Origin of the sequence: Micromonospora sp. H61 (genome assembly GCF_018070325.1) — a bacterium.
Lineage (GTDB): Bacteria > Actinomycetota > Actinomycetes > Mycobacteriales > Micromonosporaceae > Micromonospora > Micromonospora salmantinae.
The window spans coordinates 233,944-258,563 of sequence record NZ_JAGPXY010000001.1; the positions used below are offsets into that span (position 1 = coordinate 233,944).

Consider the following 24,620-nt stretch of genomic DNA (forward strand, 5'->3'; position numbering starts at 1 on the left):
GGTCCACACCACCCAGGGAGCCACGATGGCAGGCGAGGTGTACTTCCCCCACGATCCGGCCTACGAGCACGCCACGACGGTGTTCAACCTGCACGGAGCACCCCGACCGGCCGCCGCGCGCACCGTGCGCACCCTTACCGAGCTGCGGGACGTGCTCACGTACGCCCGGACGACGTGCATGCCGGTGCGGGTGCACAGCACCGGCCACGGCGCCGCGGCGGCGCGGGAGATGAGCGGGTCGGTGCTGGTGCGTACCGAGATGGACGGTGCGGTGCAGATCGACCCGGCGCGCCGGACCGCGCTGATTCCCGCCGGCACCCGCTGGGGCGCCGTCGTCGACGCGGCGGCACCGTACCAACTGGCCGCGCCGCACGGCTCGTCGGCCGACGTCGGCGCGGTCGGCTACCTGCTGCGCGGCGGCGTCAGTGTCTACGGGCGGCTGGTCGGGCTCGCGGCCAACAGTGTGACGGCCGTCGACCTGGTCACCGCCGACGGTGAGCTGCACCGCGTCGACGCCGACCACGATCCGGAGCTGTTCTGGGCCCTGCGGGGCGGCGGCGGTGGGTTCGGGGTGGTGGTCGCGGTCGAGATACGGCTGTTCCCGGCCCGGCCGGTGGTCACCGGTTCGGCGTACTGGCCGGTGGTGCACGCGGCGGAGCTGCTGAGGCGGTGGACCCGCTGGGCCGCTACCGCGCCGTGGGAGGTCACCAGCGCGTTCCAGGTGCTCAACCTGCCCGACGTACCCATGGTGCCGGTCGAGCTGAGGAGCGGAACGATGATCGGGGTGGCGGCGACCGAGGTGCGAGCCGACGACGCGCCGAGCGGGCTGACCGAGCTGTTGGACGAGCTGCGCGCGGTGGCCGCCCCGGTGGTCGAGTCGTGGCTGCCGTGTACGCCGGCCGAGGTGGTCCGCGCTCAGCTCGGGCCGGACGAGCCGGTGCCGATCGTCGGCGACCATCTGCTGCTCGCGGACCTCGACGAGCGGGCGTCGGCCGCGTTCCTGGCGGCGACCGGCTCGGGATCGCCGCTGATCACGGCGGAGCTGCGCCAGCTCGGTGGGGCGTTGGCAGTGCCGGACCCTCGGGGTGGGGCGCTCGACCACTACGACGCCCGCTACTCGTATCTGGGCAACGCGATCCCCGACGGCCCCGAGGCCACCGCGACGATCGAGAAGCACTGCGCTGTCGTCCGGGCGGCGCTGGCGCCCTGGGACACCGGCCGCACCGCGCCCACGTTCGTGGAGAGCTGGCAGCAGCCGCAACGGCACCTCGACCCGGAGCAGATCGACCGGGCGGACCGCGTCCGCACCCGCGTCGATCCCACCGGCCTGTTCCGCCTCGACGCCAGCCCCGGTACGACGATGCTGCGCTAGGCGGCGGACGGACCAACGGCGGTCGCCCGGGGGGATGGGCGGCCGCCGTTGGCGTATCGGGGTGTCCGGCCTAGACGGCACCGGTGGTGGGCACGGTCTCCGACGACGACGCGGACGCGGGCGACGAGGCAGGCGCTGACGACGCCGTCGGGTCGGACCCGGGCGTCTGCGGGGCGGGCTTGTTCCGCAGCGTCACCGCCACCAGCACGATCAGGGCGATGACCAGCAACGCCTCGACGCCGGCCACCACGTTCGTCGCCGTGGTGAACGCCTCGCCGGCGACGTCGCGGAGGGCGGTGGCCAGGTTGCCCGGCAGCGAGTCGGCTGCGGCGGTCGCCGCGGCGACGTTCTCCCGGGACACGTCGGCAACCTCCGGGGGTACGTCGGTCAACGGCGCGTCGGCCATCCGGTCGCGGTAGACGGCGGCACCGACGCTGCCCAACAGCGCGAGGCCCAGCGTCGACCCGAACACGTTGCTGGTCTCGGAGAGCGAAGCGGCCGAGCCGGCCTTCTCCGGGGCTACGGAGCTGACCACCATGCCGGTGCCCTGGGTGAACAGCGGACCGGTGCCGAGCGCGACGAGCGCGACCGCGACGACGATCGCGATCAGCCACCCGGAGCTGCCGGCCTGGGTCAGCACCAGCATCGCCACCAGGGAGATGCCGAGCCCGATCATGATCGCGGTGGCCGGCTTGAGCGACTTCATCAGCATCGGCGTGGCCATGCTGCCGATCGCGATGCCCAGACCGGTGGGCGCCTGCCAGAGGCCGGACGCGCCAGGCGAAAGGCCCTCGACGCTCTGGATGTACTGCGTGCTCATCAGGCTGATGCCGGCGAGCGCGGCCGAGGCGAACATCATCGTGACGAGGGTGCCGCTGAAGGCGGCGTTCCGGAACATCGCGAGATCGATCAACGGGTGCTCCAGCCGGGACTGGCGGCGGATGAAGATCCAGCCGACCACCAGGCCGAGCAGGATCGCGCCGCCCGCGACGGCCGGGTTGTCCGAGTCACTCGCGGCGAACTCCTTGACGCCGTACACCACCGGCAGGATCGCACCGAGCGACAGCACCACGCTGAACAGGTCGAACTTGCCCGCGCTGGGGTCGCGGTACTCGGGCAGCAGCACGAACCCGGTGGCCAGCAGCACGATCATGAACGGGACACCGAGCAGGAACACCGAGCCCCACCAGAAGTGCTCGACCATCACGCCGCCGACGACCGGCCCGATCGCGGTGCCACCGAAGAGCGCGGAAGCCCAGATCGAGATCGCCACGCCCCGCTGCTTCTCGTTGCGGAACATGTTGGTGATCAGCGCCAGCGTCGACGGCGACAAGGTCGCGCCGGCGATGCCCAGCAGGGCCCGCGCGATGATCAGGGTGGTGCCGCTGTTGGCGTACGCGGCGAGCACCGAGGCCACCGTGAACGCGACCGCGCCGATCATGAGCAGTCGACGGCGCCCGACCCGGTCACCGAGGGTGCCCATGGTGAGCAGGAAGCCGGCCAGCAGGAAACCGTAGATGTCGATGATCCACAGCTGCTCCACGCTGGTGACGCCGAGGTCCGCGCTGAGATGCGGCAGCGCCAGGAACAGCGCTCCGATATCCATCGCCACCAGCATCGCCGGCAGTGCCAGCACCGCCAGCCCGATCCATTCCTTACGTCCCGCCAGGTCGTTCGCTGGCGCCGACGTGGAGTTATCCATCGTGTCGATCCCTTCTCGGCCTCATGAGCCTGCGACGGCGGTCTTCGACGCCCCGAGGCCCCTCTACCGCCATGTCGAAGCCGACGCGCGGTTTTCGACATGTCTTTCCGGCGTACCCACGTTCTGCCGCGAACGGGTGCTCGGGACGACTTCCGTCGTGCGCAGTCGCCGCCCGCCGCGCGGCGTAGCACTCGCGGAGATGACCGCTCCCCGCATCGGCGGGCAACCTTTGGGCGACCCCCATCGAGATGCCGGAGGACTGTTGCGTGAGGACGGACGCCGAGCCCATCAGCATCGACATCTGGCTGCCCAGCTACCCGGCCGTGCCCGACTACGTGGGCGGGATCCGGGCCCTGGCCGCGAGCTTCCACGACGCCCACCCCGGCTACCGGATCCGGGTTCGCGAGTCGAGCTACAAGACGTTGCCCGCCGATGTGGACGCCGCGGCCAGACGCGGTGCCGCCCCGGCCCTCGTGCAGTACTTCCACACCTCCACGCAACTGGCCCGGGACATGCGCGACGTCCACGGCGCACCGCTGTTCCGGCCGGTCGCGACGACGCTCGCCGACCGCACCACGGTGCTCGGCGAGCCGGTGGTCACCGACGACATCGTGGCCCCGGCACGGGGGTACTACTCGGCGGACGGCCTGCTGCTCGCGGCTCCCCCGCTGGTCTCGACCACCCTGCTGTACGCCAACACCACGTTGCTCGCGGCGGCGGGAGTGACCGCGCTGCCGACCACCTGGGCCGAGGTGACGGCCGCCTGCAAGGCGGTCAGCGCGCACACCGGCGGGCCGGCGATCACCTGGCCCAACCACGGCTGGATCTTCCAGCAGGCGGTCGCCCAGCAGGGTGGCCTGCTCGCCGACCACGCCAACGGCCGCGACGGTCGCGCCGAGAAGGTCGACCTCGCCGTGCCGGAGATGGTGGCCTTCGCGCAGTGGTGGCGCGGTCTGTACCGCGACGGTCACTACCACTACACCGGCGGGCAGGCGTACGGCGAGAACACCGGCCGGGCCTGGCAGGAGAACTTCGCCGCGTTCGCCGAGCAGCGGGTGGCGTTCGTCCTCAGCTCCTCGGTCGAGGCGGAGTGGCTGATCCAGGCCGGCCGCGACCACGGCTTCACCGTCGAGGTCGGCCGGATGCCGCACAACGGCGAGGTCCGCTACGCGGGCAACATCGTCGGCGGTGACGCGATCTGGCTCACCGACAGCGTGCAGCCGGCGGTCCGGGACGGCGCGCTCGCGTTCCTGCAACACCTGCTCAACCCACGGGCCGTCGCGGAGCGGCACAAGGCGACCTGGTTCATCCCGGTCACCACGACGGCCATCGACCTGCTGGCCGGCGACGGCTGGTTCGACGAGCGGCCACATCAGAGGGTCGCCATCGAGCAGCTGCTGGCGACCGACGGCTCACCTGCCGCGCGGGGAGCCGTACTCGGCGAGTTTCCCCGCATCCAGGGCCTGATGACGCACGCGATGGAAGACATCCTGCTGCACGACGCGGACCCGTCGGGCCGCTTCGCCCGCGCGTCCGAGCAGGCCCAGCATCTGCTCGACGACTACAACGCCGACTGCCTCGGCCTGCGGGCGGGTCCGCCCGGGCCGCGTCAGTTCGTCGTGGACTGACTCCGCCCAACCCCCCCGTGAGGAGCGCTCATGACCATCTCGCAGCAACCACCCCCGGCGACCGCTGATCTCCCGCTCTCCCTGCAGCAGGAGTTCCTCCTGCTGTTCGACACGGGCGAGACCACCGGCCCGTTCGGGCCGCACTACCTGATCGCCGACGGTTGGCGAGTGCACGGCCGGATAGATGTGGACATTCTCGATCTGGCGCTGGCGGACGTGATCGGGCAGCACGAGGCCCTCCGTACGTCGGTACTGCGCGGCGGCGAGCACGGGCAGCGGGTGTTGCCGGTGACCTCGCCGAAGGTGGACGTCCGCGACCTGCCCGGGGTCGACCCCGCCGACCGCGAGCGCCGCGCCGAGGAGCTGATCAACGAGATCGAGGCCGGCACGCTCGACGTGCACGACCTGCCCCTGCTGCGGGCCACGCTGGGGCGCTTCGACGAGACGGACTCGGTGCTGGTCCTCACCACGCATCACTCGGCGGCCGACGCCTGGTCGATGCAGATCATCCTGCGTGACCTGGCTCGCTCGTACGCCCAGCGGGCCGCCGGGGAGACACCCACCGCGGGCACGGCCCCGCAGTACCGCGAGTACATCGCCGCCCAGCACGACGAGGCGGACGCTCCACCGCTGGCGGCGGCCCGTGAGTACTGGCGGGACAAGCTGGCCGGCGGGCGGATCATGGTGACCGCGGCGGACCGGGAGTTGGCGGCCGACACCGTGCCGACCACCACCTGGCACCGCTTCGTCACCGACGCCGAACTCCGGTCGGCGACCACGGCCCTCGCGGCCGACACGCACACCTCACCGTTCATGGTGCTGTTGGCCGCCTTCTACGTGCTGGCGAGCCGCTGGACCGGCAGCACCGACCTGACCGTGCCGACGTTCACTCCCGGACGCGGGCACGGTCGGTTCCAGGAGACGGTCGGCTCGTTCTTCAACTTCGTTCCGCTACGGACCGACCTGTCCGACGCCACCACCTTCCGCGACGTGGTCACCCGGACCCGCGCCACCTGCCTCGGCGCGTACTCCCACGAGGTGCCGCTGCTGCACGTCCTGCAGGAGGCGCCCGAGCTGATGGCGTCGGTCGGGCCCGGCGTCGTGCCCTGCCTCTTCCAGGTCATCCAGCCGCCGTTCGTGATGGAGCGCGAGCGGGTGGGCGACCTGGAGTACTCGGCGGTGTGGCGGCGGGTCATCTCCCAGCCGGTCGGTTCCGACATGCCCGACGGCATCCTCTGGTCGCTGCATCTCGGCCCGTCCGACGACATCGTCGGCGCGATCGGGTTCAGCGCCCACCTGTTCGATCAGAAGACGATCGACGACCTCGTCGACCGTTACCTGCACCTGCTGCGCGAGCTGCTGACCCGGCCGGACGCGGCACTGACCACGATCGGGGGAGAACGGTGACAACGGGCCGGAAGGTGGGCGACCGTGTGGTCGTGCTCGGCGCCAGCCTCGGGGCGCTCCTCGCGGCGAAGGAACTAGCCGAGTCGTTCGACGACGTGGTGCTCGTCGACCGCGACGAGGTCGTGGACAACCCGACGTACCGGCGGGGAGTCCCGCACGGTCGGCACGCGCACGGACTGGTCGCGAAGGGCCAGCAGATCTTCGAACGGCAGTTCCCCGGCCTGATGGCCGACCTGGTCAACGCCGGCGTCAAGCCCGGTGACTTCAACGGCGACATCCAGTGGATCTTCGGTGGGCAGCGGCTCAAGCCGTCGACCTCCGGGCTGCTCTCGGTGCCCGCCACCCGACCCGTGCTCGAGTACCACCTGCGCAAGCGGGTGCAGGCCATTCCCAACGTCCGGTTCCTGCAGCAGCGCGACGTCCTCGGGCTGGCGGTCACCGCGGACGGCGCGACAGTGACCGGCGCGCGGATCCAGGCGCAGACACCCGGCAGCACTCCCGAGGTGCTCGACGCCGACCTGGTCATCGACGCCACCGGCCGGGGCTCGCGCACGCCGGCCTGGTTGGCGGAGCTGGGGTACGCGCGGCCCACCGAAGACAAGGTGAAGATCGACCTCGCCTACACGACGCGGCACTACCAGGCACCGTACGACCCGTTCGGCAGCGATCTGGCGATCATCCCGGCGGCCACGCCGGCGCAGCCACGCGGCGCCTTCTTCTACCGCCTGCCCGGCGACGACAACCGGCTGGAGCTGTCGCTGACCGGCATTCTCGGCGACCATCCGCCCACCGATCCGGAGGGTTTCGCAGAGTTCGTCCGCTCGGTGCCGGTGCCCGAGATCGCCAAAGTGCTCGCCGACTGCGAGCCGCTCGACGACCCCGTGCAGTTCCGCTACCCGGCGAGCGTCCGACGCCGCTACGAGCACCTGACCCGGTTCCCGGATCGGTTCCTGGTGCTCGGCGACGCGGTGTGCAGCTTCAACCCGATCTACGCCCAGGGCATGACCGTGGCCGCTGTGGAGTCGGTGGTACTCGGCGGCCTTCTGCGCCAGGGCGCGATCCCGCACTGGCGGGAGTTCTTCCGTCGAATCGCCGCCGAGATCGACTCACCGTGGGACTTCTCGGCCAGCGCCGACCTCGGTTACGCGGGAGTTCAGGGTCGTCGCACCGCGAAGGTCCGCACGATCAACGCGTATGTCGCCCGGTACCAGCGGGCCGCAGTACACGACGCGGAACTGACCAACGGCTTCATCCGGGTGGCCGGGCTGATCGACCCGCCGACCAGCCTGCTCCGCCCCGACCGGATCGTCCGTGTGCTGCGCAAGGCCGGTCGGCCCGTACCGCCGCCGGCGCCGACCCTGGCGGCTGCCCCGGTCAGCCGGCCACAACCCGAGAGGTAGGACGATGCGCCCGTACCAGATCGACGTTCCACCGTCCGACATCGACGACCTGCGCCGACGGATCGCCGCGACCCGGTGGCCGGACGAGATCCCCGACGTGGGGTGGAGCCGTGGCGTGCCGGTCGGCTACCTGCGGGAGCTGGCCGAGTACTGGCACTCCGGTTACGACTGGGCCGCCACCCAGCGTCGGCTCAACGAGATACCGCAGTTCGTCACCGAGATCGACGGCGCCCAGGTGCACTTCCTGCATGTCCGCTCGCAGGTGCCGGGCGCCACGCCGCTGCTGCTCACGCACGGCTGGCCGAGCACCGGCTTCGAGTTCGTCGACATCATCGACGCGCTGGTCGACCCGGCCGCTCACGGTGGTGACGCGGCCGACGCGTTCCACGTCGTCGTCCCCACCATCCCGGGATACGGCTTCTCCGGGCCGACCCGGCAGGCCGGCTGGGACACCGAGCGCGTCGCCCGGGCGTGGACCAGGCTGATGGCGGACCTCGGCTACGACAGGTACGTGGCCCAGGGCGGCGACTGGGGCTCACCGATCTCGCTGCGCGTGGGTCTGGCCGACCCGGAGCACGTACGCGGGGTGCACCTCAACATGTGCGTGACGTTCCCACCGCCGGACTTCACCGAGTTCGCCGAACTCAGCCCCGCCGACCAGGCGAAACTGGGCTTCGCGCTGGATTTCCAGCAGGACGGCATGGGCTGGCAGAAGATCCAGTCGACGCGACCGCAGACGCTCTCCTACGGGCTCACCGACTCCCCGGTCGGGCAGCTCGCCTGGATCGTGGAGAAGTTCAAGGAGTGGTCCGCCGCCGACAAGGCACCGGAGGACGCGATCAGCCGCGAGCACATCCTCACCACGGTCACGATCTTCTGGTTGACGGCGACCGCGGGATCGAGCGCGCAGCTCTACTTCGAGTCGACGCACCGCGACGCCGACTTCGCGCGGACCTGGGGTGGCCCGTGGCCGCTGGCCATGCCGGTCGGCGTGGCGGCGTTCCCGGAGGACGCGGTACGACCGGTGCGGCGCTTCGCGGAGGGCATCCTGCCGACGCTCGCGCACTGGTCGGAGTACGACCGGGGCGGTCACTTCCCCGCCCTTGAGCAGCCGGCTCTCCTGGTCACCGACCTGCGGACGTTCGTCCGTGGGCTGCCCAACTGACCAGCGGCGTCGGCGAGGGCGCGGGCCGGGCCACAGCGGGGTGGCCCGGCCCGCAGTCCCACCTCACATCTCGGTTCCGCCGATGTCCATGATGGGCCGAACCTCCATGGCGCCGCCCTCACTGGCGTCCGGCCACCGGGCCGCGATGTCGATCGCGCGCTGCTCGCTGTCGGTCTCGACGATCAGGTAGCCGGCCAGGTGCTCCTTGGCCTCGACGAACGGGCCGTCGGTGGTCACCGGGACGCCGCCGGTGACGCGGACGACCTTCGACTGCGACACGTCGGCCAGGACCTCGCCGCCGATCAGCTCACCGGACTCGGACAGCTCCTTGGTGATGGCGTCGATCTCGGCGTAGACCTTCATGGTCTCGGCTTCGGACCGTCCCGTGACAGTTGCGGGGTTCGCGTGGATCAACAGCATGTACTTCACGGAAGAACTCCTTCGCAGAGGCTGTGCCGGATCGGCATCCTTCATAGTGCAGTCGGAGCCGCGCCGCCAAATGTGTCATCGATCCACGGTCTTTCCCACTTTTCCCGCGAGCGGGCCGGTGTCCGGAGGGCTCAGACGAACGCCTCGTCGGCGAGTTCGGTGACCCGCTGCACGATGTTCATCTCGATCGGGTTGAACCGGTTCTTGGTCACCGCGACGGTGACTCCGGTCGCCCGGTCGGCGAACGCGGCGCTGCCGCCGATGCCCACCATGCCGAAGACCGTCGGTCGGTCCGACGGGTCGGAGGTGCCCGGCCAGCCCAGGCAGTAGCCGAGCGCCCAGGTCGAGGTGCCGCCGGTCATCTCGTCGTCGAGGCCGGCGGTGGCCAGCGTGGTGGCCTCGCGCAGCCGTTCCGGGGAGATCAGCCGTACGCCGTCCACCTCACCGGTGAGTGCCGCGTACATCTTCGCGATCGCCCGGGCGCTCATCGTGCCGGCGAACGGCATGTCCGAGGTCAGCACGTCCACCCTGTTGCCGAAGTCCGCGTTCGGCACGATCGCCGGCGGAACGGCCTTGAACAGCGGAAAATCCGGTGGCATCGAGGCGAACGCGGCTTTGCCCCCCGGGTCGTCGGTCAGTCGGGCCACCCGGCCGAGCTGCTCCTGCGGCACCCCGAAGAACAACTCGTCGGCCATCCCGATGGGCCCGGCGACGCGTTCGGCGAGCACTGTCGAGATCGGTTTGCCGGTGGCCCGGCGGACGACCTCGCCGATCAGGTAGCCGAAGGTGGCGGCGTGGTAGCCGACCCGCTCGCCGGGCGCCCACCAGGGCTCCATGTCGGCGATGAGCTGACACATGCCGTTCCAGTCGGTGAGCTGCTCGATCGTGGTGTCCGCGGGGACCGCCGGCACACCGGCCGAGTGTGTCAGTACGTGCCGGATCCGCACCTCGCCCTTGCCGTGCGCGGCGAACTCCGGCCAGAGGTCGGCGACCCGGGTGTCGTAGTCGAACACACCGTCGTCCACCAGCGCGTGCGCCACGGTGGAGGCCGCCGCCTTACCCGTCGACGCCGAGTAGAAGAGGGTGTCGGGCCGAACAGGTTGGCCGGCAGCCGTGTCCGCGACCCCTGCCACCACGTTGACCACCAGGTCACCGTTGCGATAGACGGCGACCTGCACGCCGTCCTCGACACCGTCGTCCACCAGCCCGTCGACCAGCACCTGCACCTGCTTCTGAAGATCGCTCATCGTCTGCCTCCTACCCGGTCGTCATGGCACTCGAAGCGTGCCCCTCACCTGTAGGTCGGAGCCACTCCCGGCATTTTGCCATCAAAGCCACTTTCTACTCAGATCCGACTCTCCGGAAACACGACAACGAAGGCCGGCCGTACTGACGTACGGCCGGCCTTCGGGTGTTGCGGGGGTCTCAGGTGCGCGGGCCACCCAGGCGACGCACGATGTCCTCGCGGAGCCACTGCTTGGAGATCTTGCCGATCGGGGTACGCGGCAACGCGTCCACGAACTCGATCCGCTCCGGCCACTTGAACCGGGCCAGGCCGAACTCCTCCAGGTAGTGCCGGACGTCGTCGAGCGTCGGCAGCGGTCCGTCCGGGCGACACACCAGGTAGGCGCAGGCGCGCTCCCCCAGCCGCTCGTCCGGCATCGCCACCAACGCCGCGTCGACCACCAACTCGTGACCGAGCAGGATCCGCTCCACCTCCTCGGCGTTGACCTTCTCGCCGCCCCGGTTGATCAGGTCCTTGACCCGGCCCTCGATCGAGTAGGCGACCAGACCGTCCAGGTGGTGCGCGCGGACCAGATCGCCGCTGCGGTAGAACCCGTCGGGCGTGAACGCCGAGTCGGTGCCGACCGGCACGCCGAGATAGCCGGGCACTGTGTACGGACCGCGCGCGCACAGCTCACCGATTTCCCCCGGTGGCGTCGGCCGCAGCGTGCCGGGCTCCAGCACGACCACCTCGTCCAGCGGACTGATCGGCACGCCCACAGTTGAGGCGCGCAGGTGCGGCGACGCGTCGCGTGGCGTGAACAGGAACAACCCCTCGGTCATCCCGAACGCCTGGGTGACGTGCACCCCGCGCGCCTCGATCGCGTCGAACAGCTCCCGGGGCACCTTCGCCGCGGTCAGCACGCAACTGTGGACACTGGCGAAGGCGCCGTCGAACCGTGGATGCCGCAGGTACTCGTTCATCAGGCCCGGCGGGCTCATGAACCAGGTGGCCCGCTCGTCGTCCATCAGGGCCAGCAGATCATCGGCGACGGGTGTGGCGAGCAGCAGCGCGGCGCCCACCGAGTGCGCGGCGTGCAACGCGTTGGTGGCGCCGGCGTTGTGCACCAGGGGCAGGCCGAAACCGAGCCGATCCTGCGGGGTGAAACCCCACCAGCGGGCGGTGGCGACCGCGTTGTACCAGTATTCCGGGTGCAGCCGGGGGATCACCTTGGGTACGCCGGTGGTGCCACCGGAGAGCTGGAAGACGGCGGGCGCGTCGAGGTCGGTGTTCGCGTCGATCTGCGCCAGCCGGGCCGCCTGCGCGTCGGACAGTGGGCGGTCGACGAGATCCTCGATCCGTTCCTGACCGGACGCGCCGGGACGGCCCCCGATGGTGGCCAGCAGACGGATGCTCGGCACCAACCGGCGGATCTCGTCGGCGAACGCCACCAGGTCGAAGCCGCGCAGATCGGCCTGCACCAGGTGGGCCGAGGCGCGGGTCTGCCGCGCGATCTCCTCGATCTCGTGGCGCCGGTGGATCGCCAGCGTGCACACCGGGATCAGGCCGGCCTTGAGCAGGCCGTACCAGGTGGCCACCGCGAGAGCGCTGTTGGTGATCTGCAGGATCACCGACTCGCCCGGATGTAACCCGGCATCCAGCAGACCCGCGGCGATCACGTCGGAGTGCCGGTCGAGGTCGGCGTACGTCCACCGAACGCCCGGCGTGACGACCGCGACGCGGTCCGGGTGGGCGCGTACGGTCTCCCGCAGCGCCGCCGGAATCGTGCGTGGCTGCCACAGACCCTCGGCGCGATACCTGTCCGCGGCGGCAGCCGGGTACGGCACGGTGTCCCACCGCTGACGCGCGTCGGACGGCGGCAGTCTGTTGTCCTGCTCTGTGGTCATCGGTTCTCCTGAGCGCTACACGGGGACGGCGACGAGCAGACCGGTCGAGGCCGAGACCTCGCGTGTTTCGGCGAGCCGGAATCCGGCGCGGTCGAACACCGCCCCGAACTCGCGCTCGGTGCGCTCGCGCCCCGGATGCAGCGCGAGCATGATGATGTCGCGCAGCTTGCCGTCGTGCGGCTGGTCGTCCTCCGGGATGACGGCGTCGACGACGAACAAGCGGCCGTTCGGGTCGATCACCCGGCGCACGTTTGTCAACACGGTGACGACCTGCTCGTCGGTCCAGTCGTGCAGGATCATCGACAGGAGGTACGCGTCGGCGCCGCCGGGCACCGCGGTGAAGAAGTCCCCGCTCTCGACGGTCACCCGGTCGGCGACACCGGCCGCGTCGAGCACCGCGTCGGCGTGCGCGACCACCGCCGGCCGGTCCAGGAGCACCGCGGTCAGCGTCGGGTACGACCTCAGCAGAGTGGCCACCAGACTGCCGGTGCCACCGCCGACGTCACAGATCCGGCGCACACCGGAGAAGTCGTACGCGGCGACCGCCTGGGCGTGGAGTTGGCGGGAAAGATCACCCATCGCGTCGCGGAAGACCGCCGCCTGCTCGGGTCGCCGTTCGAGGTGGGCCCACCAGGACAGGCCGTAGATCTGTTCGAACGGTGGACGTTCGTCGCGCAGGCCGAGCGTGAGGGCCGTGAGGGCTGCCTGACGCTCGGGCAGCCCCCACAACCGGGCCCACGCGTCGAGCGAGCCCGGTGCGTCCGTGCGGAGGGTGTCGAGCAACGGCGTCGGACCGTAGACGCCCGGCGCAGGTTGCGCGACCACACCGACGCCGGCCAGCGCCCGCAGAATCCGGTGCAGGGCCTCCGGACGGGCGTCGACCTTCGCGGCCAGTGCCTCGACCGGCTGGGGCCCGTCGGCGAGCTGGTCGGCGATGCCCAGCTCGGCGACGGCGACCACCATCTGCGTGATCAGCGGCGCATGCAGGATCGCCATCATCCTGGTGTGCGGATCAGGCTCGGGCACGGTGGTCGTTCCCCTCTGTGGCTGCTACTTGACGTCGGCGGTCAGTTCGTCGGTCAGGTACTCGGCGACCGCCGCCACTGTCGGTCGGTTCCACAGCAGCGTCGACGGGACCGGCGTGCGGAACCGCCGCTCCAACCGCAGCTGGATAGCCACCGTCATCAGCGAGTCCGCGCCCAGCTCCGCCAGCGGCCGGTGCACGTCGAGGTCCTCCAACGGCAGGCGTACCTCACCGGCGGCCACCTCGCGGACCGCGGCGAGCACGAAGTCGCGCAACTCCGGACCGGACAGCGTCTGCCAGACCTGTTCCTCGGCGGTCTGCTCCTCCTCGGGACCGAGATCGATGAGCACCTCCTTGCGCACCGCCCCGAACCGGACGCCGGTGAACCGGGCGGCCAGGTCCCCGTCGAGGGTCCGCACCTCGACGTCGACCTCCACCTCGTCGTCGGACCCGGCGATCAGCCGTACCGCGATCAACGCCTTCGGGGGCGGCGGCAACACCAGCGTGGCCTCGGTCAGCCAGCCCGGCATCCGCAACAGCGGGTCGCCGGGGAAGATGACCGGCGCCACCGAGAGCGCGGCATCGGTGAGCGAGGCCCAGGTCCGCTCTGACTGACCGCCGGTGGGGTCCGCGACGACCGTCGCCAGCATCCCGGACGGGTGTCGGCGTACGGCTTCGACCTCCCACGGCCAGCCGATACCGACCACCCCGATCGCGGCGAGCCGGTCCCAGACACAGGAGGGGTCCAGCGTCTCCGGGTGAGCGGCGCGCAGCGTCTCCGGGTCGACCCGCTCGGCCGTCGGCGCCGCGTCGGCGATCTCGGCGCTGGCGTGGGTGAGCCAGGACTTGTCGTCCTGCTGAGTGGTGAGCCGGGAACTGAGCCGCACGGTGCCGTCCTGCCGGACGACCTGGATCTCGTGGGGCACCATCACGCCGATCGGCACCCGCAGCGCGACGTCGCGCAGCGGCGCGTTCTCGGCCGCCTGGAACAGTGTGTTGAGTGTCGCCGCCGCAGGGATCACCTCGGTGCCCAGCACCGCGTGCCCGCCGGGGTACGGCCGGTTCGTGTCGTCGAGGAACGTCCGCCACATCAGCACGGGCGTGGTGCCCTGCACGGCGGTACGGGCCCCGAGCAGGGTGTGGGTCTCGACGTCGTGCTCGAGGTTGGCCGCCGCGGGCCGGGCGCTGTCGATCCAGTATCGACGGTGCTGCCACTCGTTGGTCGGGGCGTCGACGAGGTCACCACCGGGTTGCAGGCTCGCCCAGTCAACCGGCACGCCCGCGCAGTGCAGGGTGCCGAGGTTCTCCAGCAGGGTCGGTCGCTGCGGGCGTTCCCGGCGCAGGCTGTGCGCGATGACGCCGTCCTCGACGCCGACCACGGCGAGGATGTCGATGACGGAGTGCTGCACGATCGGGTGTGCGGAGATCTCCAGGAAGACGCGGTGCCCGTCGTCGACCGCGGCGCGGATCGCCTGCTCGAAGCGCACCGGGTTGCGTAGGTTGGTCACCCAGTAGTCGGCCGACCGCTCCGCCGTGGAGCGCACCTCGGTCAGGGCGGTGGTGTACACCGGCACGGTGGCCGGCCGGCTGACCAGGTCGGCGAGGTCGGCTCGCAGGTCGTCGACCAACCCGTCCATCTGCGGGCTGTGGAAGGCGACGTCGGAGTTGACCCGCCGGACGACCAGGTTCTCGCTCCGCCAGCGGTCGGCGATCTCCTCGACAAGTGCGGACGGGCCACTGATCACGGTCGACGTGGGGGACGCCGCGACCGCCGCCGCGACCCCGGGGACGTCGGCCAGCCGGGCCGTGACCTTGTCGAACGGCAGGTTGACCATCGCCATGCCGCCCTGGCCGGCGACCCGACGCAGCAGCCGGGACCGGCGACAGACCAGGTGTGCCGCCTGCGGAAGGTCGAGCATGCCGGCCGCGACCGCGGCCGCGATCTCGCCGATCGAGTGCCCGACGATCGCCGCCGGACGCAGGCCGTAGCTCTGCCAGATCCGCGTGAGACCTACCTGGATCGCGAAGGTCATCGCCTGCACCCGGCCGACCTCGGTGAAGTCGTCCTCCAGCAGGGCTTCGTGGGGATCGAAGCCCAGCTCGGCGCGGAACACCGGCCCCAGCTCAGCCATCGTCTCGGCCATCGCCGGCTCACTGTCGAGCAGTTCCCGGCCCATCCCGACCCATTGCGCCCCGTGCCCGGAGAACACCCAGACCGCGTCGGCGGCGGCGCCGCGCGCGACCGTACCGGTGGCCACGCCCGCGGCGGCCGTGCCCGTGGCGAGCTTGCGGAGTCGGTTGACGAGTTCGGCGCGGTCCGCGGCGACGACCGCGGCGCGGGCGTTGAGCGGCTGCCGGCGGTGGGCCAGCGTGTGACCGATGTCGGCGAGGTCCGCGTCGGAACGCTCCACCCAGTCGGCCAGCGCGCCCGCGTTCGCGGCGACGCCGGCGAGGGTCGCGCTGGAGAGCGGATAGACCCGCTCGCTCTCGTCGACACTCGTCGGGACGCTCGGCTGCGCAACGGCGCTCGGCTCCTGCGGAGCCTCCTCGAGGATGACGTGGGCGATCGTGCCGCCGTAGCCGTAGTTGCCGGTGCCGGACCGCCGGGGGCCGTCGTTGTCCGGCCACGGCGTCAGCCTGTCGACCACTGACAGGCCGGAGGTCTCCCAGGGAATCTCGGTGTTCGGCACTGTGGCGGACAGCGTGGCCGGGATCGCGCCGTGCTGCATCGACAGCACCATCTTGATCAGTCCGGCGACACCGGAGGCGGCCTCCAGGTGCCCGATGTTGGTCTTGACCGAGCCGACCAGCAGCGGAGCCTCCGGTGAACGGTCGGCCCCGGCAACCGCGGACAGGGCGCCGATCTCCACGAGATCACCCAGCCCGGTGCCCGTGCCGTGCGCCTCCACGTAGTCAAGCGAGGCGGGCGACACACCGGCAGCCCGGCAGGCCCGGCGCACCAACTCCTCCTGCGCTTCCTGACTCGGCGCCATGATGCCGTTCGTGCGCCCGTCCTGGCAGACCGCGCTGCCTCGGATCAACGCGTGGATCCGGTCCCCGTCGCGCCGCGCCTGCGACAGCCGCTTCAGGGCGAGGACCCCGCAGCCCTCGCCTCGGCCGTAGCCGTCGGCGGACGCGTCGAACGCCTTGGACCGGCCGTCCGGCGCGAGCGCGCCGGCAGCCTCGAGCACCAGCAGGTACGCCGGACTGGCCACCAACATCACGCCGCCGGCCAACGCCAGGTCCGTCTCGCCGAGCCGGAGCGCCTGGCATGCCTGGTGAATGGCGACCAGCGAGGCTGAGCAGGCCGTGTCGACAGCGACGCTCGGGCCGCGCAGGTCCAGCACGTACGACAGCCGGTTCGCCACACCGCACATGGACGAGCCGATGCCCATCCACGCCTCCAGCCGGGGTAGGTCCTCCAGCATGCGGCGGCCGTAGTCATCGGTGCAGACACCCATGAACACGGAGGTGTCACTGCCGGCGAGCGACTGCGGCAGGATGCCGGCGTGCTCCAGCGCCTCCCAGGCCACCTCCAGGGTGATGCGCTGCTGCGGGTCGATCAGCTCGGACTCGCGCGGGGAAACCCCGAAGAACTCGGCGTCGAAGCCCGCCACGTCGTCGAGGTAGCTGCCGTACTTCAGGGCCCGCCGGGTCGCCGCGGCGTGCGCCGGGCTGATCGCTGCGTAGCCGTCCCACCGTTCCTGCGGCGCCTCGCGCAACGCATTGCGCTCGGCGACGAGGAAATCCCAGTACGTCTGCGGAGAGTTGATGCCGCCGGGAAAACGCAGACCCATCCCGACGATCGCAATCGGTTCATTGCGGTCGATGTCGACGGAACTCATACCCACCACTCACCCCTTTCGGGTCCGACCGAATCGGGTGGTCCCGGGAATCGACCGGATGAGGAGATTCCCGGGACCGCACTTCATCGTCACAGCCGATGGGAGACGCGCCATCTTCGAGAGTGCGGGCTGCACTCCGAAGGTGCGGTTTTTCGGCCCTTTACTTCAGGAGGTACGCGTGGATAATCGTGAGTTCCGTCTTGTTGCCGAGGCTGTCGGTGGCGCTGGCCCGCAGCGACACGAATCCGGTCGTCGCCGGATGCGTGACCGTCGCGGTGAAGCCGGCGGCGGTCTTCACCACGGGCGCCGACTGCCAGGTCGCGCCATCGTCGTACGACGCGTCGAGTGTCACGTTGCCCCACTCACCGAGGACAGCACCCTGCTGCGCCTGCAGGTACAACGGGATCTTGAACCGCTGACCGGCTGCCGCCCGGTTCTGCTGATCGAGCGCGGGCGCGAAACGCAGCGCCGCCATGGGTAGCGCCGCCTCGTTGGCCGGGCCGCCCGCGACGTGCCCGGACCGGAACGTCCAGGCGCCCCGCACCTCGGTCGAGAACGGCGAGGTGTCCCGGGTGGACCGGGTCTCCAGGCGGTAGGTGGCGGTCCCCGGTGGCACCGTGAAGATTCCGAACTCGGAGTCCTGGGAAATCAGCGGCTGCCCGTTGCGGAACATCCGCATTTCCTCGGCCAGGGTGCCAGAAAATCCGAAGTGGTCGGGATTCTGGTCGGAAAAGTGCGGAATTTCGAAGTTCATCTGGTCGCCGAAACGGCCACACCACACCACGGGCAGCACCGGGCTGGTGGCGAAGGCCGGCCCGAATGGCCCGACGTTCCACTTCTCGGTACGGGTGCTGCCGGCGATGCCGGCTTGTCGGGGCAGGTCGGCGATCTGCCAATTGAGGTTGTTGTCCGCATCCAGTTCGTACACGTCCTCGAAGAACGCCGCGCCGGGTGAGGTGAATTCGGTGATGGTCGCCGGTGGCTGCACGTACGCCGAATAGAGCTTGCGGTTGACAGCGCCGGGCACCTGCGCGGCGATGACGTTTCGCACCTTGGCCAGATCGGCGTCGTGGAACACGCGGTGCAGGTTCGCCGGTACCGTGCCGTCCTCGCTCCACTGCAGGTGGTACTGGTACGGCGAGCCGAGGAAACCACCGTTACCGTCCGGTTTGCCCAGGTGCGCGGCGACGGTGAAGGTGAACTGGCCGGCGGCGGCCGTCCGTGACGGGCGGACGCGGATCTCATCCTGTGGGCCGTGCACAGTGGAGCCGGCCGCCGCGGCGCCGGTCTGGCGGCTGGGCATCACGTCGAGGATGCCGGTGGCGCCGCGCCGGTCCAGGCCGAACGTGAGCGGTTTCGCGTCGCGGGCGTCGAAGGTCAGCGCCAGGTCTCCGGTCGCCGCGATGTCCGGCTCCACGAAGAAGTCGAACGGCACCACGTCGGTGGTGCTGGCACCGCTGACGCCCGCCTCCAGGTAGTAGTGGCCGGCGGGAACGGTCACGGTGGTGGTACCGGACTCGTGGTAGCCGCTGTATTCCTGCCGCGAAACCGTGTCGAAGAGGCTGACGAAGTAGTCGGCCGTCGGGATGCCCCGCCGGTCCAGGAAGGTGAACGTGAGCGTGACACCATCCGTGGCGACCGCCTGGCGCTTCACGGCGCGGCGCGGCAGATCGGCGGCGCGGGCGTCGGAGACCCCGGACCGGGCCAGCGCCGACACGGCGAAGAGTCGCTCGTCGAGCCGCCCCGACGCGACCCGCGCGAGCTGGTCGGCGGGCACGACGTACAACTCGCCGTCCTGCCGGTACTGCCGGAACGGGGTGCCCACGCGCCCGGGCGCCGGGGTGATGGCGACGACGCGCTCCCGGTCGAGCGCCACCTTGTCGCCGGTCACCAACGTGACAGTGCCGGTGCGTGCGGGCGAGGGCGCCGGGGTCGACCGCGCGGGCGCGGCCCGCCCAGGCCCCGGTACGCCGAGGGCCAGGACGGTGCACAGGGCGACACCGCCCGCACCGAGCCGTGAGATCAGTCGGTTCATCGTTTGGTGCTCCTTTGCGTCGCGCTGACGTCCTGCGGCTCGGCCCGGTCGGCGGAACGGGCGTCGTCGGCGGGCGCCGTGGCGTACCCCAGTTCCAGTGCGGAGATCGGAGCGTTGAAGACGTGCCGCAGGCGCAGGGCCGGACGCTCGACCACGTAGTAGCTGACCAGCGTGAAGAGCGCCGTGCCGACGATCACGTAGAGGACGAAGCCGACCAGCTCGCCGAAGGGCAGCGTGGGTCGGGCGTCGTTGAGCCCGAGCGGTTGGTTGCCGAAGATCGTCCCGTACTGGAAGTAGTAGTACATGACCGGGACGTTCCACAGGTAGACGCCGTACGAGAGGCGGCCGATGTAGCGGATCGGCGGGTTGGTGAGCACGGCGTCCATGAACCGTGAGCGCACCTCGGGCACTGTCAGTGGGACGACCGCGAGCAGGCCGAAGGCGAAGAACAGGACGTACTCCACCAGGTGCTGAGCCATCGCGGGCCAGGTGCCGACCACGACCTGCGGGGCGAACGGCTTGGGGATGTAGAGCAGCAGTGCCGCGAGAGCGCCCAGCCACCACAGCATCGGGTGCTTGGCGACCGCGCGGTGCAGGGTCGGCACCACGCCTGTCACGTCCCGGTACGCGGAGAGCGTCGCGAGTGCCATGCCGGCGGCGAAGAACCCGGCGTAGCCCAGCGGCCAGAAGACGAAGTAGTAGGTGTGCTCGGCCTGCGACGGCAGGTAGCAGAAGACCGTCCAGGCGGTGCCGATCACGGTCATGAGCACGAACGGCACGATGATGCGGCGGGCCCGCGCGGCCGGGTCGGCGCCCCGGCGGGCGCTTCGGTTGATCAGCCAGGCCAGGATCGGCAGGGCAAGGTAGTACGACATCTCGACCGGCACGGTCCAGGTGTGCTCCATGCCCGGCCACCACTGTGCCATCTCCGGCGTGAACCAGTAGTGCAGCAGGATGAACGGCTTGATGACCTCCCACGCGCCGTCGACGGCGGAGAGGTTGAGGGTGAACATGACCACGAGCGTGAGCAGGTAGAAGGCGGGCAGCAGGCGCAGCGCCCGGCCCACGATGAACGGGCCGGCCGCGGGGCGGGGGGTGCCCGCGATGATGGCGCGCGCGAACGGCCGGTAGAGCAGCAGGCCGGACAGGACGAAGAACGGCGGAAGGAAGATCCGGAACGCCGGCACGAGGCTTCCCAGGATGGGAACACCCTCGTGGCCGGGCAACTCGCTGATGCCGGACTGGTAGCCGATGTGGTAGATCACCACGAAGATCGCGCAGATGCCGCGGAGGCCGTCGTATCGCGCGTACCGCCGCTTGTGCTGTGTGCCGATTTCGGCGTCGGAGTGCGTCGCCTCGGTCGCTGTCATTACACGCTCCCCTCACGATTGCCTGACAAACGCCCTACGTGTTGCGTGGGCCATCCGCGGCGCAGCCGAAGATCGCCCACCGGCCCGCCCCCCCTGACCGGACGGTGGGTGGAGATGATCGAACGCCTCCATGCCCGGACGCCGCCGGGCATGAGGTCGTGAGTCGTTCGAGAGCGGAAAGTTCAGGCAGTTATTTTTCAGGCGATCATCCGCGGCTGCATCTTCCAGATTGCTGGATTCCCAGCAACCTGTCCGAAGTGGACGACGGATCGCCGCTGGGCGTGTGCAGCGCAACGTCAGAGGTGCTTCGGCCCCGCGCCGGGTGGCAACCTGTCGGGCAGCCGGCGCGTACGCGCCTTGCCGCTGACCTGGACACGGCCGAGACGGGACGGGCACATGACCGAAACCGCGGAAATCACCTTCAACGAGCTGCTCGGCTCGTACCGAGACGCAGCTCCCCACCGGATCGACGACGCCTTCCACGACCTGGTCGACGCACTCTGGACCGACGGCGCGGCCCGGCCCGCGGCGGTGTCGGCCGTACCGGAACTGATCGGCGCACTGGACAGCGTCGACGCCGACCGGCGGGGCTACCTGCTGGTGCTGCTCGGGCTGCTCGCCGAGGCTGAGCACCCGGCGACGGACGGGCCGGTGACGACGGCGGTGCGCGAGGGCATCGACGGCTACCTCGACGCGGCCCGCGGCGCCACCGAGCCCGACGCGCCGCTCACCCTCGCGCTGCTCTACCTCCTGGCGCACTTTCCCACCGACCGGGCGCGGATCCTCGACGCAACCCGGCACCTCGGGCTAGACGCCCCCGACCGCACCCGGCTGGAGCGCGCCCTCGACACGCTCGACGAGGCTGACCCGAACATCGGGCGGGCCTGGCCGTCGCCGGCCGAGTGGAACATCAGCGAGGCGGAGCGCGAGTTCGACAGGCGGTGGATCCGCGCCCTGACCCCCACCCAGATCCGGACGACCTGGGACGGCGACACCCGCTCGGTGCTGGCCACGATGGGGGCCAAGGCGCTGTGGGCGCAGGGCAACGGAAAGCCCGCAGCGGCCGTCGACCCGAGCCCGCACAACCTGGTCGTGGACACCAACCCCCGCGACCTCGACCCGGCCGCCTTCGAACGGCACCGCGAGGTGCTGAAATGCCCGGCCTGCCGGGGGTCGCTGACCTTCGACACCACTGTCGCGCGGTGCGGGCAGTGCGACGCCGCCTACGGGATAACCCACGGCGTGCTCGACCTGTCCCAGCGGCTGCGCCCCGGCGCCGGCAAGAGCGACTCCAGTGACGACGCCGAGGCCGACGTGCTGCAGAACGCGGCGGTGCTCGCCGGCATCGGCTTTCACTACGAGCAGGGCATGCGTCCGAACTTCCTGCGCATCATGGGCCGCAACTGGTCCGGGGAGGTCACGCCGACCGACGAGGACGAGTACATCGCCGCCCACCTCTGGCATCGGGGCGGCACCGTGCTCGACCTGGCCGCCGCCGCGGGCCGCTGGACCGCCGTCGTCTGCGAGGCGGTCGGCAGCGAGCGGGTCCTCGCACTGGACCTGAACGAGGCGATGCTCTACGACCTGCGCAGCAGGTTGACCGAGGTGCCGGCCGTCCGCGGCGACGCGCTCGACCTGCCGTTCCCCGACGCCAGTCTCGACGCTGTCAACTTCTGGAACGCGTTGCAGGCGGTGCCCGACGCCGGTCGGGCGATCGCCGAGATCGGCCGCTGCCTGCGCCCCGGCGGCACCCTCACGCTCATGACGTTCCGCTGGGACGACTCACCGGTTTACCGCTACTACCAGCGGTCGCACCACTTCCCCGCCCGCCCGGACGGGTTCGTGCTCTTCGAGATCGACGAGATCAAGCAGTGGCTCGACGACGCCGGCCTGACCATCATCGCCGAGTCGTACCCGGGCACGTTCGTCTTCGTCACCGCCGAACGCCGCCCGTCCTGACGGTCGGCGGCCGACATGGAAAGTGGGAGAGGGATGGAGAACACCACAACCGCGCCGATCGACATCGCGACGATGTACGACGAGTCGACGCCGATGTCCAACGCGTTCAACGACGGGCAGGTTCATCTCGCGTACTGGTACGACGCGGTGGACGAGGCGTCCATGCGGGAGGCGTCACAGCGGATCACCCGCCGGGTCGGCGAATCCCTCGGCCTGCGTCCCGGCCAACGGGTCCTCGACATCGGCTGTGGCCTGGGCACGCCCGCGCTCGAATTGGCGAGCGACTACGGCGTCACAGTGGTCGGCATCAACATCAGCACGGTGCAGGTCGAGGAGGCGACCAAGCGCGCCGTCGCGGCGAACCTCGGTGACTCGGTCACCTTCCAGCACGGCGACTGGAACACGCTCGACTTCCCCGACGCGTCGTTCGACGCGATCGTCGCGATGGAAACCCTGCTGTACGCCACCGACCTGGACCGGGTGCTACGCGGTCTGTTTCGCGTCCTGCGGCCCGGGGGCCGGCTGACGCTGACCGAGACGACCCGTGAGAGCAGCATGGGGATCGAGGAGGCGGCCGAGTTCGCGGCGACGTTCAACGCGCAGTTCCTCAAGTCGACAGCGGAGTGGGTCGAAGCGTTGACCGTCGCCGGGTTCGAGTTCCACGAGTACCTGCAGTGCGGGCCGCGGGTCTTCGGCAAGGGACCGAAGTACGTGGCCGAGGCGGAGAGCCAGCGCACCCACCTCACCGAGAAGTTCGGCGCCGAGGCGGTCGACGAGCTGGGCAAGGCGCTCGGTTACTACTTCGAGGCCGGGGCGGGCAAGGTCGGCTACGCCGTCATCACCGCCGGACGGCCACTCGGATGAGGAGGCCCGCGTTGACCGATCCAGGATTCCCCCCGGTGCCCGAGCCGGATCTCACGCCGGCCGACCTGATCGCCCGTGCCGAGGCGATGGTTCCCCAACTACTGGCCCGGCAGTCCGAGGTGGAGCGTCGGACGTTCTACGGTGAGGACGTCCACGAGATGTTCCGGGACGCGGGCTTCTACCGGATCACAGTGCCCCGGCGCTACGGCGGGTACGAGTTCGAGTTCGAGACGTTCCTGCGGGTGGTGATGATCCTGGCCCGAGGCTGCCCGTCGACCGCCTGGATGTTCTGCCTCGGCGCGGCCCACTCGCTGGTGACGGCGATGCTGTTCGAGGAGAAGGCGCAGGACGAGTTGTTCCGGGGCGGTGACTTCATCGCACCGGCGGTGATCGCCCCCGGCGGGACCGCCACCCGCTCCCCCGACGGTGGCTGGATCATCGACGGCACGTGGAACTACTGCTCCGGCATCCCCTACGCCACCCACTTCATCGGCCACGCCATGGTCGCCGGCGACGACGGCGAACCACCCCATCCGCTGCTGTTCATCGCACCGCGGGGCACCTGGACCCGTCTCGACGACTGGGGCGGGCAACTGGGGCTCAAGGGCAGCGGCTCGCACAGCGTCCGCTTCGACCGGGCCGAGATCCCGGACCACTTCGGCCTCGAGCACACCCACCTGGGCGAGGTCTCGGTGACGTCCGGGACCAGTGGGAGCGCGCTGCACGCCCACCCGCAGTACGGCGGGGCGCCGATGAGCTCGATGTGTCTGGAAGGCGCCACACTCGGGGTCGGGATCGCGCAGGGCGCGCTGGAGGCGTACGGCGAGGTCCTCTCCACCCGCAAGACCTCGACGCCACCGATCACCCTGCGCGTCGACGATCCGGACTACCAACGGTGGTTCGGTCAGGCCACGGCCATGATCTCGGCCGCCGAGGCGATCACGTTGAGCGCGATCCGCCAGTGGCACGACCTGACCACCCGCGAACCGGCCGCCTTCACCCTGGAGGAGGACCTGCGGATCGCGATGATCTGCCGCGAGGCGGCGGAACTGGCCTGGCGCGGCGTCGAGGCCGTCATCCAGCCCACGGCCGGGACCAGCTCGGTCACCGGCGACGGGCGCCTGGAGCGAGTCTGGCGTGACCTGTCCACCTGTCACAGCCACGCGGGCTTCGCGGTACTCCTGACGACGGCTCTCCCCCGCGTCTACACCCAGGCGCACTTCGGTCGGCTCACCGCCTGACCTCCCCACCGACGAACGACGAATGGCCGGACGCGTCCGGCCATTCG

The 24,620-nt window shown here is 70.6% G+C and carries 16 protein-coding genes; 8 read left to right on the forward strand and 8 right to left on the reverse strand.

All coding sequences use genetic code 11. The annotated features are described in order from the left end of the window. Positions 1-25 precede the first annotated feature (25 nt). Positions 26-1,372, forward strand: coding sequence for an FAD-binding oxidoreductase (locus KBX08_RS00985; RefSeq protein ID WP_210780599.1), 1,347 nt, complete (start codon positions 26-28; stop codon positions 1,370-1,372). A gap of 70 nt (positions 1,373-1,442) precedes the next feature. Here the strand turns inward: KBX08_RS00985 and KBX08_RS00990 are convergent, their stop codons facing one another. Next, the gene (locus tag KBX08_RS00990) at positions 1,443-3,074 is read right to left on the reverse strand and encodes an MFS transporter (RefSeq protein ID WP_210780600.1); all 1,632 of its coding nucleotides are present in this window, start codon (positions 3,072-3,074) and stop codon (positions 1,443-1,445) included. 266 nt (positions 3,075-3,340) lie between these two features. Between KBX08_RS00990 and KBX08_RS00995 the strand changes: the two genes are divergently transcribed. The 4 genes from KBX08_RS00995 to KBX08_RS01010 are packed head-to-tail and all read left to right on the forward strand — an operon-like array spanning position 3,341 to position 8,674. Continuing rightward, entirely contained in the window at positions 3,341-4,702 is a 1,362-nt protein-coding gene (locus KBX08_RS00995; RefSeq protein ID WP_238688388.1) for an extracellular solute-binding protein, read from the forward strand. A 30-nt stretch (positions 4,703-4,732) separates the two neighbouring features. After that, on the forward strand, positions 4,733-6,109 hold the full coding sequence (locus tag KBX08_RS01000) for a condensation domain-containing protein (protein ID WP_210780602.1): 1,377 nt from the start codon (positions 4,733-4,735) through the stop codon (positions 6,107-6,109). A gap of 14 nt (positions 6,110-6,123) precedes the next feature. After that, the gene (locus KBX08_RS01005; RefSeq protein WP_247668661.1) at positions 6,124-7,509 is read left to right on the forward strand and encodes an NAD(P)/FAD-dependent oxidoreductase; all 1,386 of its coding nucleotides are present in this window, start codon (positions 6,124-6,126) and stop codon (positions 7,507-7,509) included. A 4-nt stretch (positions 7,510-7,513) separates the two neighbouring features. Further along, the gene (locus KBX08_RS01010) at positions 7,514-8,674 is read left to right on the forward strand and encodes an epoxide hydrolase family protein (RefSeq protein WP_210780603.1); all 1,161 of its coding nucleotides are present in this window, start codon (positions 7,514-7,516) and stop codon (positions 8,672-8,674) included. 63 nt (positions 8,675-8,737) lie between these two features. Here the strand turns inward: KBX08_RS01010 and KBX08_RS01015 are convergent, their stop codons facing one another. The 7 genes from KBX08_RS01015 to KBX08_RS01045 form a co-directional block, all read right to left on the reverse strand. Next, positions 8,738-9,094, reverse strand: coding sequence for a YciI family protein (locus tag KBX08_RS01015; RefSeq protein WP_210780711.1), 357 nt, complete (start codon positions 9,092-9,094; stop codon positions 8,738-8,740). 140 nt (positions 9,095-9,234) lie between these two features. Then, complete coding sequence (locus tag KBX08_RS01020) at positions 9,235-10,350, reverse strand: serine hydrolase domain-containing protein (protein WP_210780604.1); 1,116 nt, start codon at positions 10,348-10,350, stop codon at positions 9,235-9,237. A gap of 178 nt (positions 10,351-10,528) precedes the next feature. Continuing rightward, on the reverse strand, positions 10,529-12,235 hold the full coding sequence (locus tag KBX08_RS01025; protein WP_210780605.1) for an AMP-binding protein: 1,707 nt from the start codon (positions 12,233-12,235) through the stop codon (positions 10,529-10,531). Between the two features lie 15 nt (positions 12,236-12,250). Further along, positions 12,251-13,231: a methyltransferase gene (locus KBX08_RS01030; RefSeq protein WP_210780606.1), complete on the reverse strand. Its 981-nt coding sequence runs from the start codon at positions 13,229-13,231 to the stop codon at positions 12,251-12,253. Between the two features lie 54 nt (positions 13,232-13,285). Beyond that, positions 13,286-17,104, reverse strand: a complete 3,819-nt coding sequence (locus KBX08_RS01035; RefSeq protein ID WP_238688446.1) for a type I polyketide synthase — start codon at positions 17,102-17,104, stop codon at positions 13,286-13,288. 160 nt (positions 17,105-17,264) lie between these two features. Next, positions 17,265-19,139: a hypothetical protein gene (locus tag KBX08_RS01040; protein ID WP_210780608.1), complete on the reverse strand. Its 1,875-nt coding sequence runs from the start codon at positions 19,137-19,139 to the stop codon at positions 17,265-17,267. Next, positions 19,136-20,509, reverse strand: a complete 1,374-nt coding sequence (locus tag KBX08_RS01045; RefSeq protein ID WP_210780609.1) for an acyltransferase — start codon at positions 20,507-20,509, stop codon at positions 19,136-19,138. Before KBX08_RS01045 ends, KBX08_RS01040 begins: the two co-directional genes overlap by 4 nt. A 396-nt stretch (positions 20,510-20,905) precedes the next feature. On the opposite strand from KBX08_RS01045, the gene KBX08_RS01050 reads away from it, so the two are divergent. From KBX08_RS01050 to KBX08_RS01060, 3 genes are read left to right on the forward strand one after another with little or no spacing between them, the layout of a single operon-like run. Beyond that, the gene (locus KBX08_RS01050; protein ID WP_210780610.1) at positions 20,906-22,468 is read left to right on the forward strand and encodes a class I SAM-dependent methyltransferase; all 1,563 of its coding nucleotides are present in this window, start codon (positions 20,906-20,908) and stop codon (positions 22,466-22,468) included. 33 nt (positions 22,469-22,501) lie between these two features. Then, the gene (locus KBX08_RS01055; RefSeq protein ID WP_210780611.1) at positions 22,502-23,332 is read left to right on the forward strand and encodes a cyclopropane-fatty-acyl-phospholipid synthase family protein; all 831 of its coding nucleotides are present in this window, start codon (positions 22,502-22,504) and stop codon (positions 23,330-23,332) included. Continuing rightward, a complete protein-coding gene (locus KBX08_RS01060) occupies positions 23,329-24,573 on the forward strand; it encodes an acyl-CoA dehydrogenase family protein (RefSeq protein ID WP_210780612.1) in 1,245 nt (414 codons plus the stop codon). Before KBX08_RS01055 ends, KBX08_RS01060 begins: the two co-directional genes overlap by 4 nt. Positions 24,574-24,620: the final 47 nt, after the last annotated feature.

Coding starts and splice junctions, on each gene's coding strand:
- KBX08_RS01010 (WP_210780603.1), top strand. CDS start 7,514: ATGCGCCCGTACCAGATCGACGTTCCACCGTCCGACATCGACGACCTG.
- KBX08_RS01050 (WP_210780610.1), top strand. CDS start 20,906: ATGACCGAAACCGCGGAAATCACCTTCAACGAGCTGCTCGGCTCGTAC.
- KBX08_RS01040 (WP_210780608.1), bottom strand. CDS start 19,139: ATGAACCGACTGATCTCACGGCTCGGTGCGGGCGGTGTCGCCCTGTGC.
- KBX08_RS00985 (WP_210780599.1), top strand. CDS start 26: ATGGCAGGCGAGGTGTACTTCCCCCACGATCCGGCCTACGAGCACGCC.
- KBX08_RS01030 (WP_210780606.1), bottom strand. CDS start 13,231: ATGGCGATCCTGCATGCGCCGCTGATCACGCAGATGGTGGTCGCCGTC.
- KBX08_RS01015 (WP_210780711.1), bottom strand. CDS start 9,094: ATGCTGTTGATCCACGCGAACCCCGCAACTGTCACGGGACGGTCCGAA.
- KBX08_RS00990 (WP_210780600.1), bottom strand. CDS start 3,074: ATGGATAACTCCACGTCGGCGCCAGCGAACGACCTGGCGGGACGTAAG.
- KBX08_RS01020 (WP_210780604.1), bottom strand. CDS start 10,350: ATGAGCGATCTTCAGAAGCAGGTGCAGGTGCTGGTCGACGGGCTGGTG.
- KBX08_RS01000 (WP_210780602.1), top strand. CDS start 4,733: ATGACCATCTCGCAGCAACCACCCCCGGCGACCGCTGATCTCCCGCTC.
- KBX08_RS01035 (WP_238688446.1), bottom strand. CDS start 17,104: ATGAGTTCCGTCGACATCGACCGCAATGAACCGATTGCGATCGTCGGG.
- KBX08_RS01055 (WP_210780611.1), top strand. CDS start 22,502: ATGGAGAACACCACAACCGCGCCGATCGACATCGCGACGATGTACGAC.
- KBX08_RS01045 (WP_210780609.1), bottom strand. CDS start 20,509: ATGACAGCGACCGAGGCGACGCACTCCGACGCCGAAATCGGCACACAG.
- KBX08_RS01025 (WP_210780605.1), bottom strand. CDS start 12,235: ATGACCACAGAGCAGGACAACAGACTGCCGCCGTCCGACGCGCGTCAG.
- KBX08_RS01060 (WP_210780612.1), top strand. CDS start 23,329: ATGAGGAGGCCCGCGTTGACCGATCCAGGATTCCCCCCGGTGCCCGAG.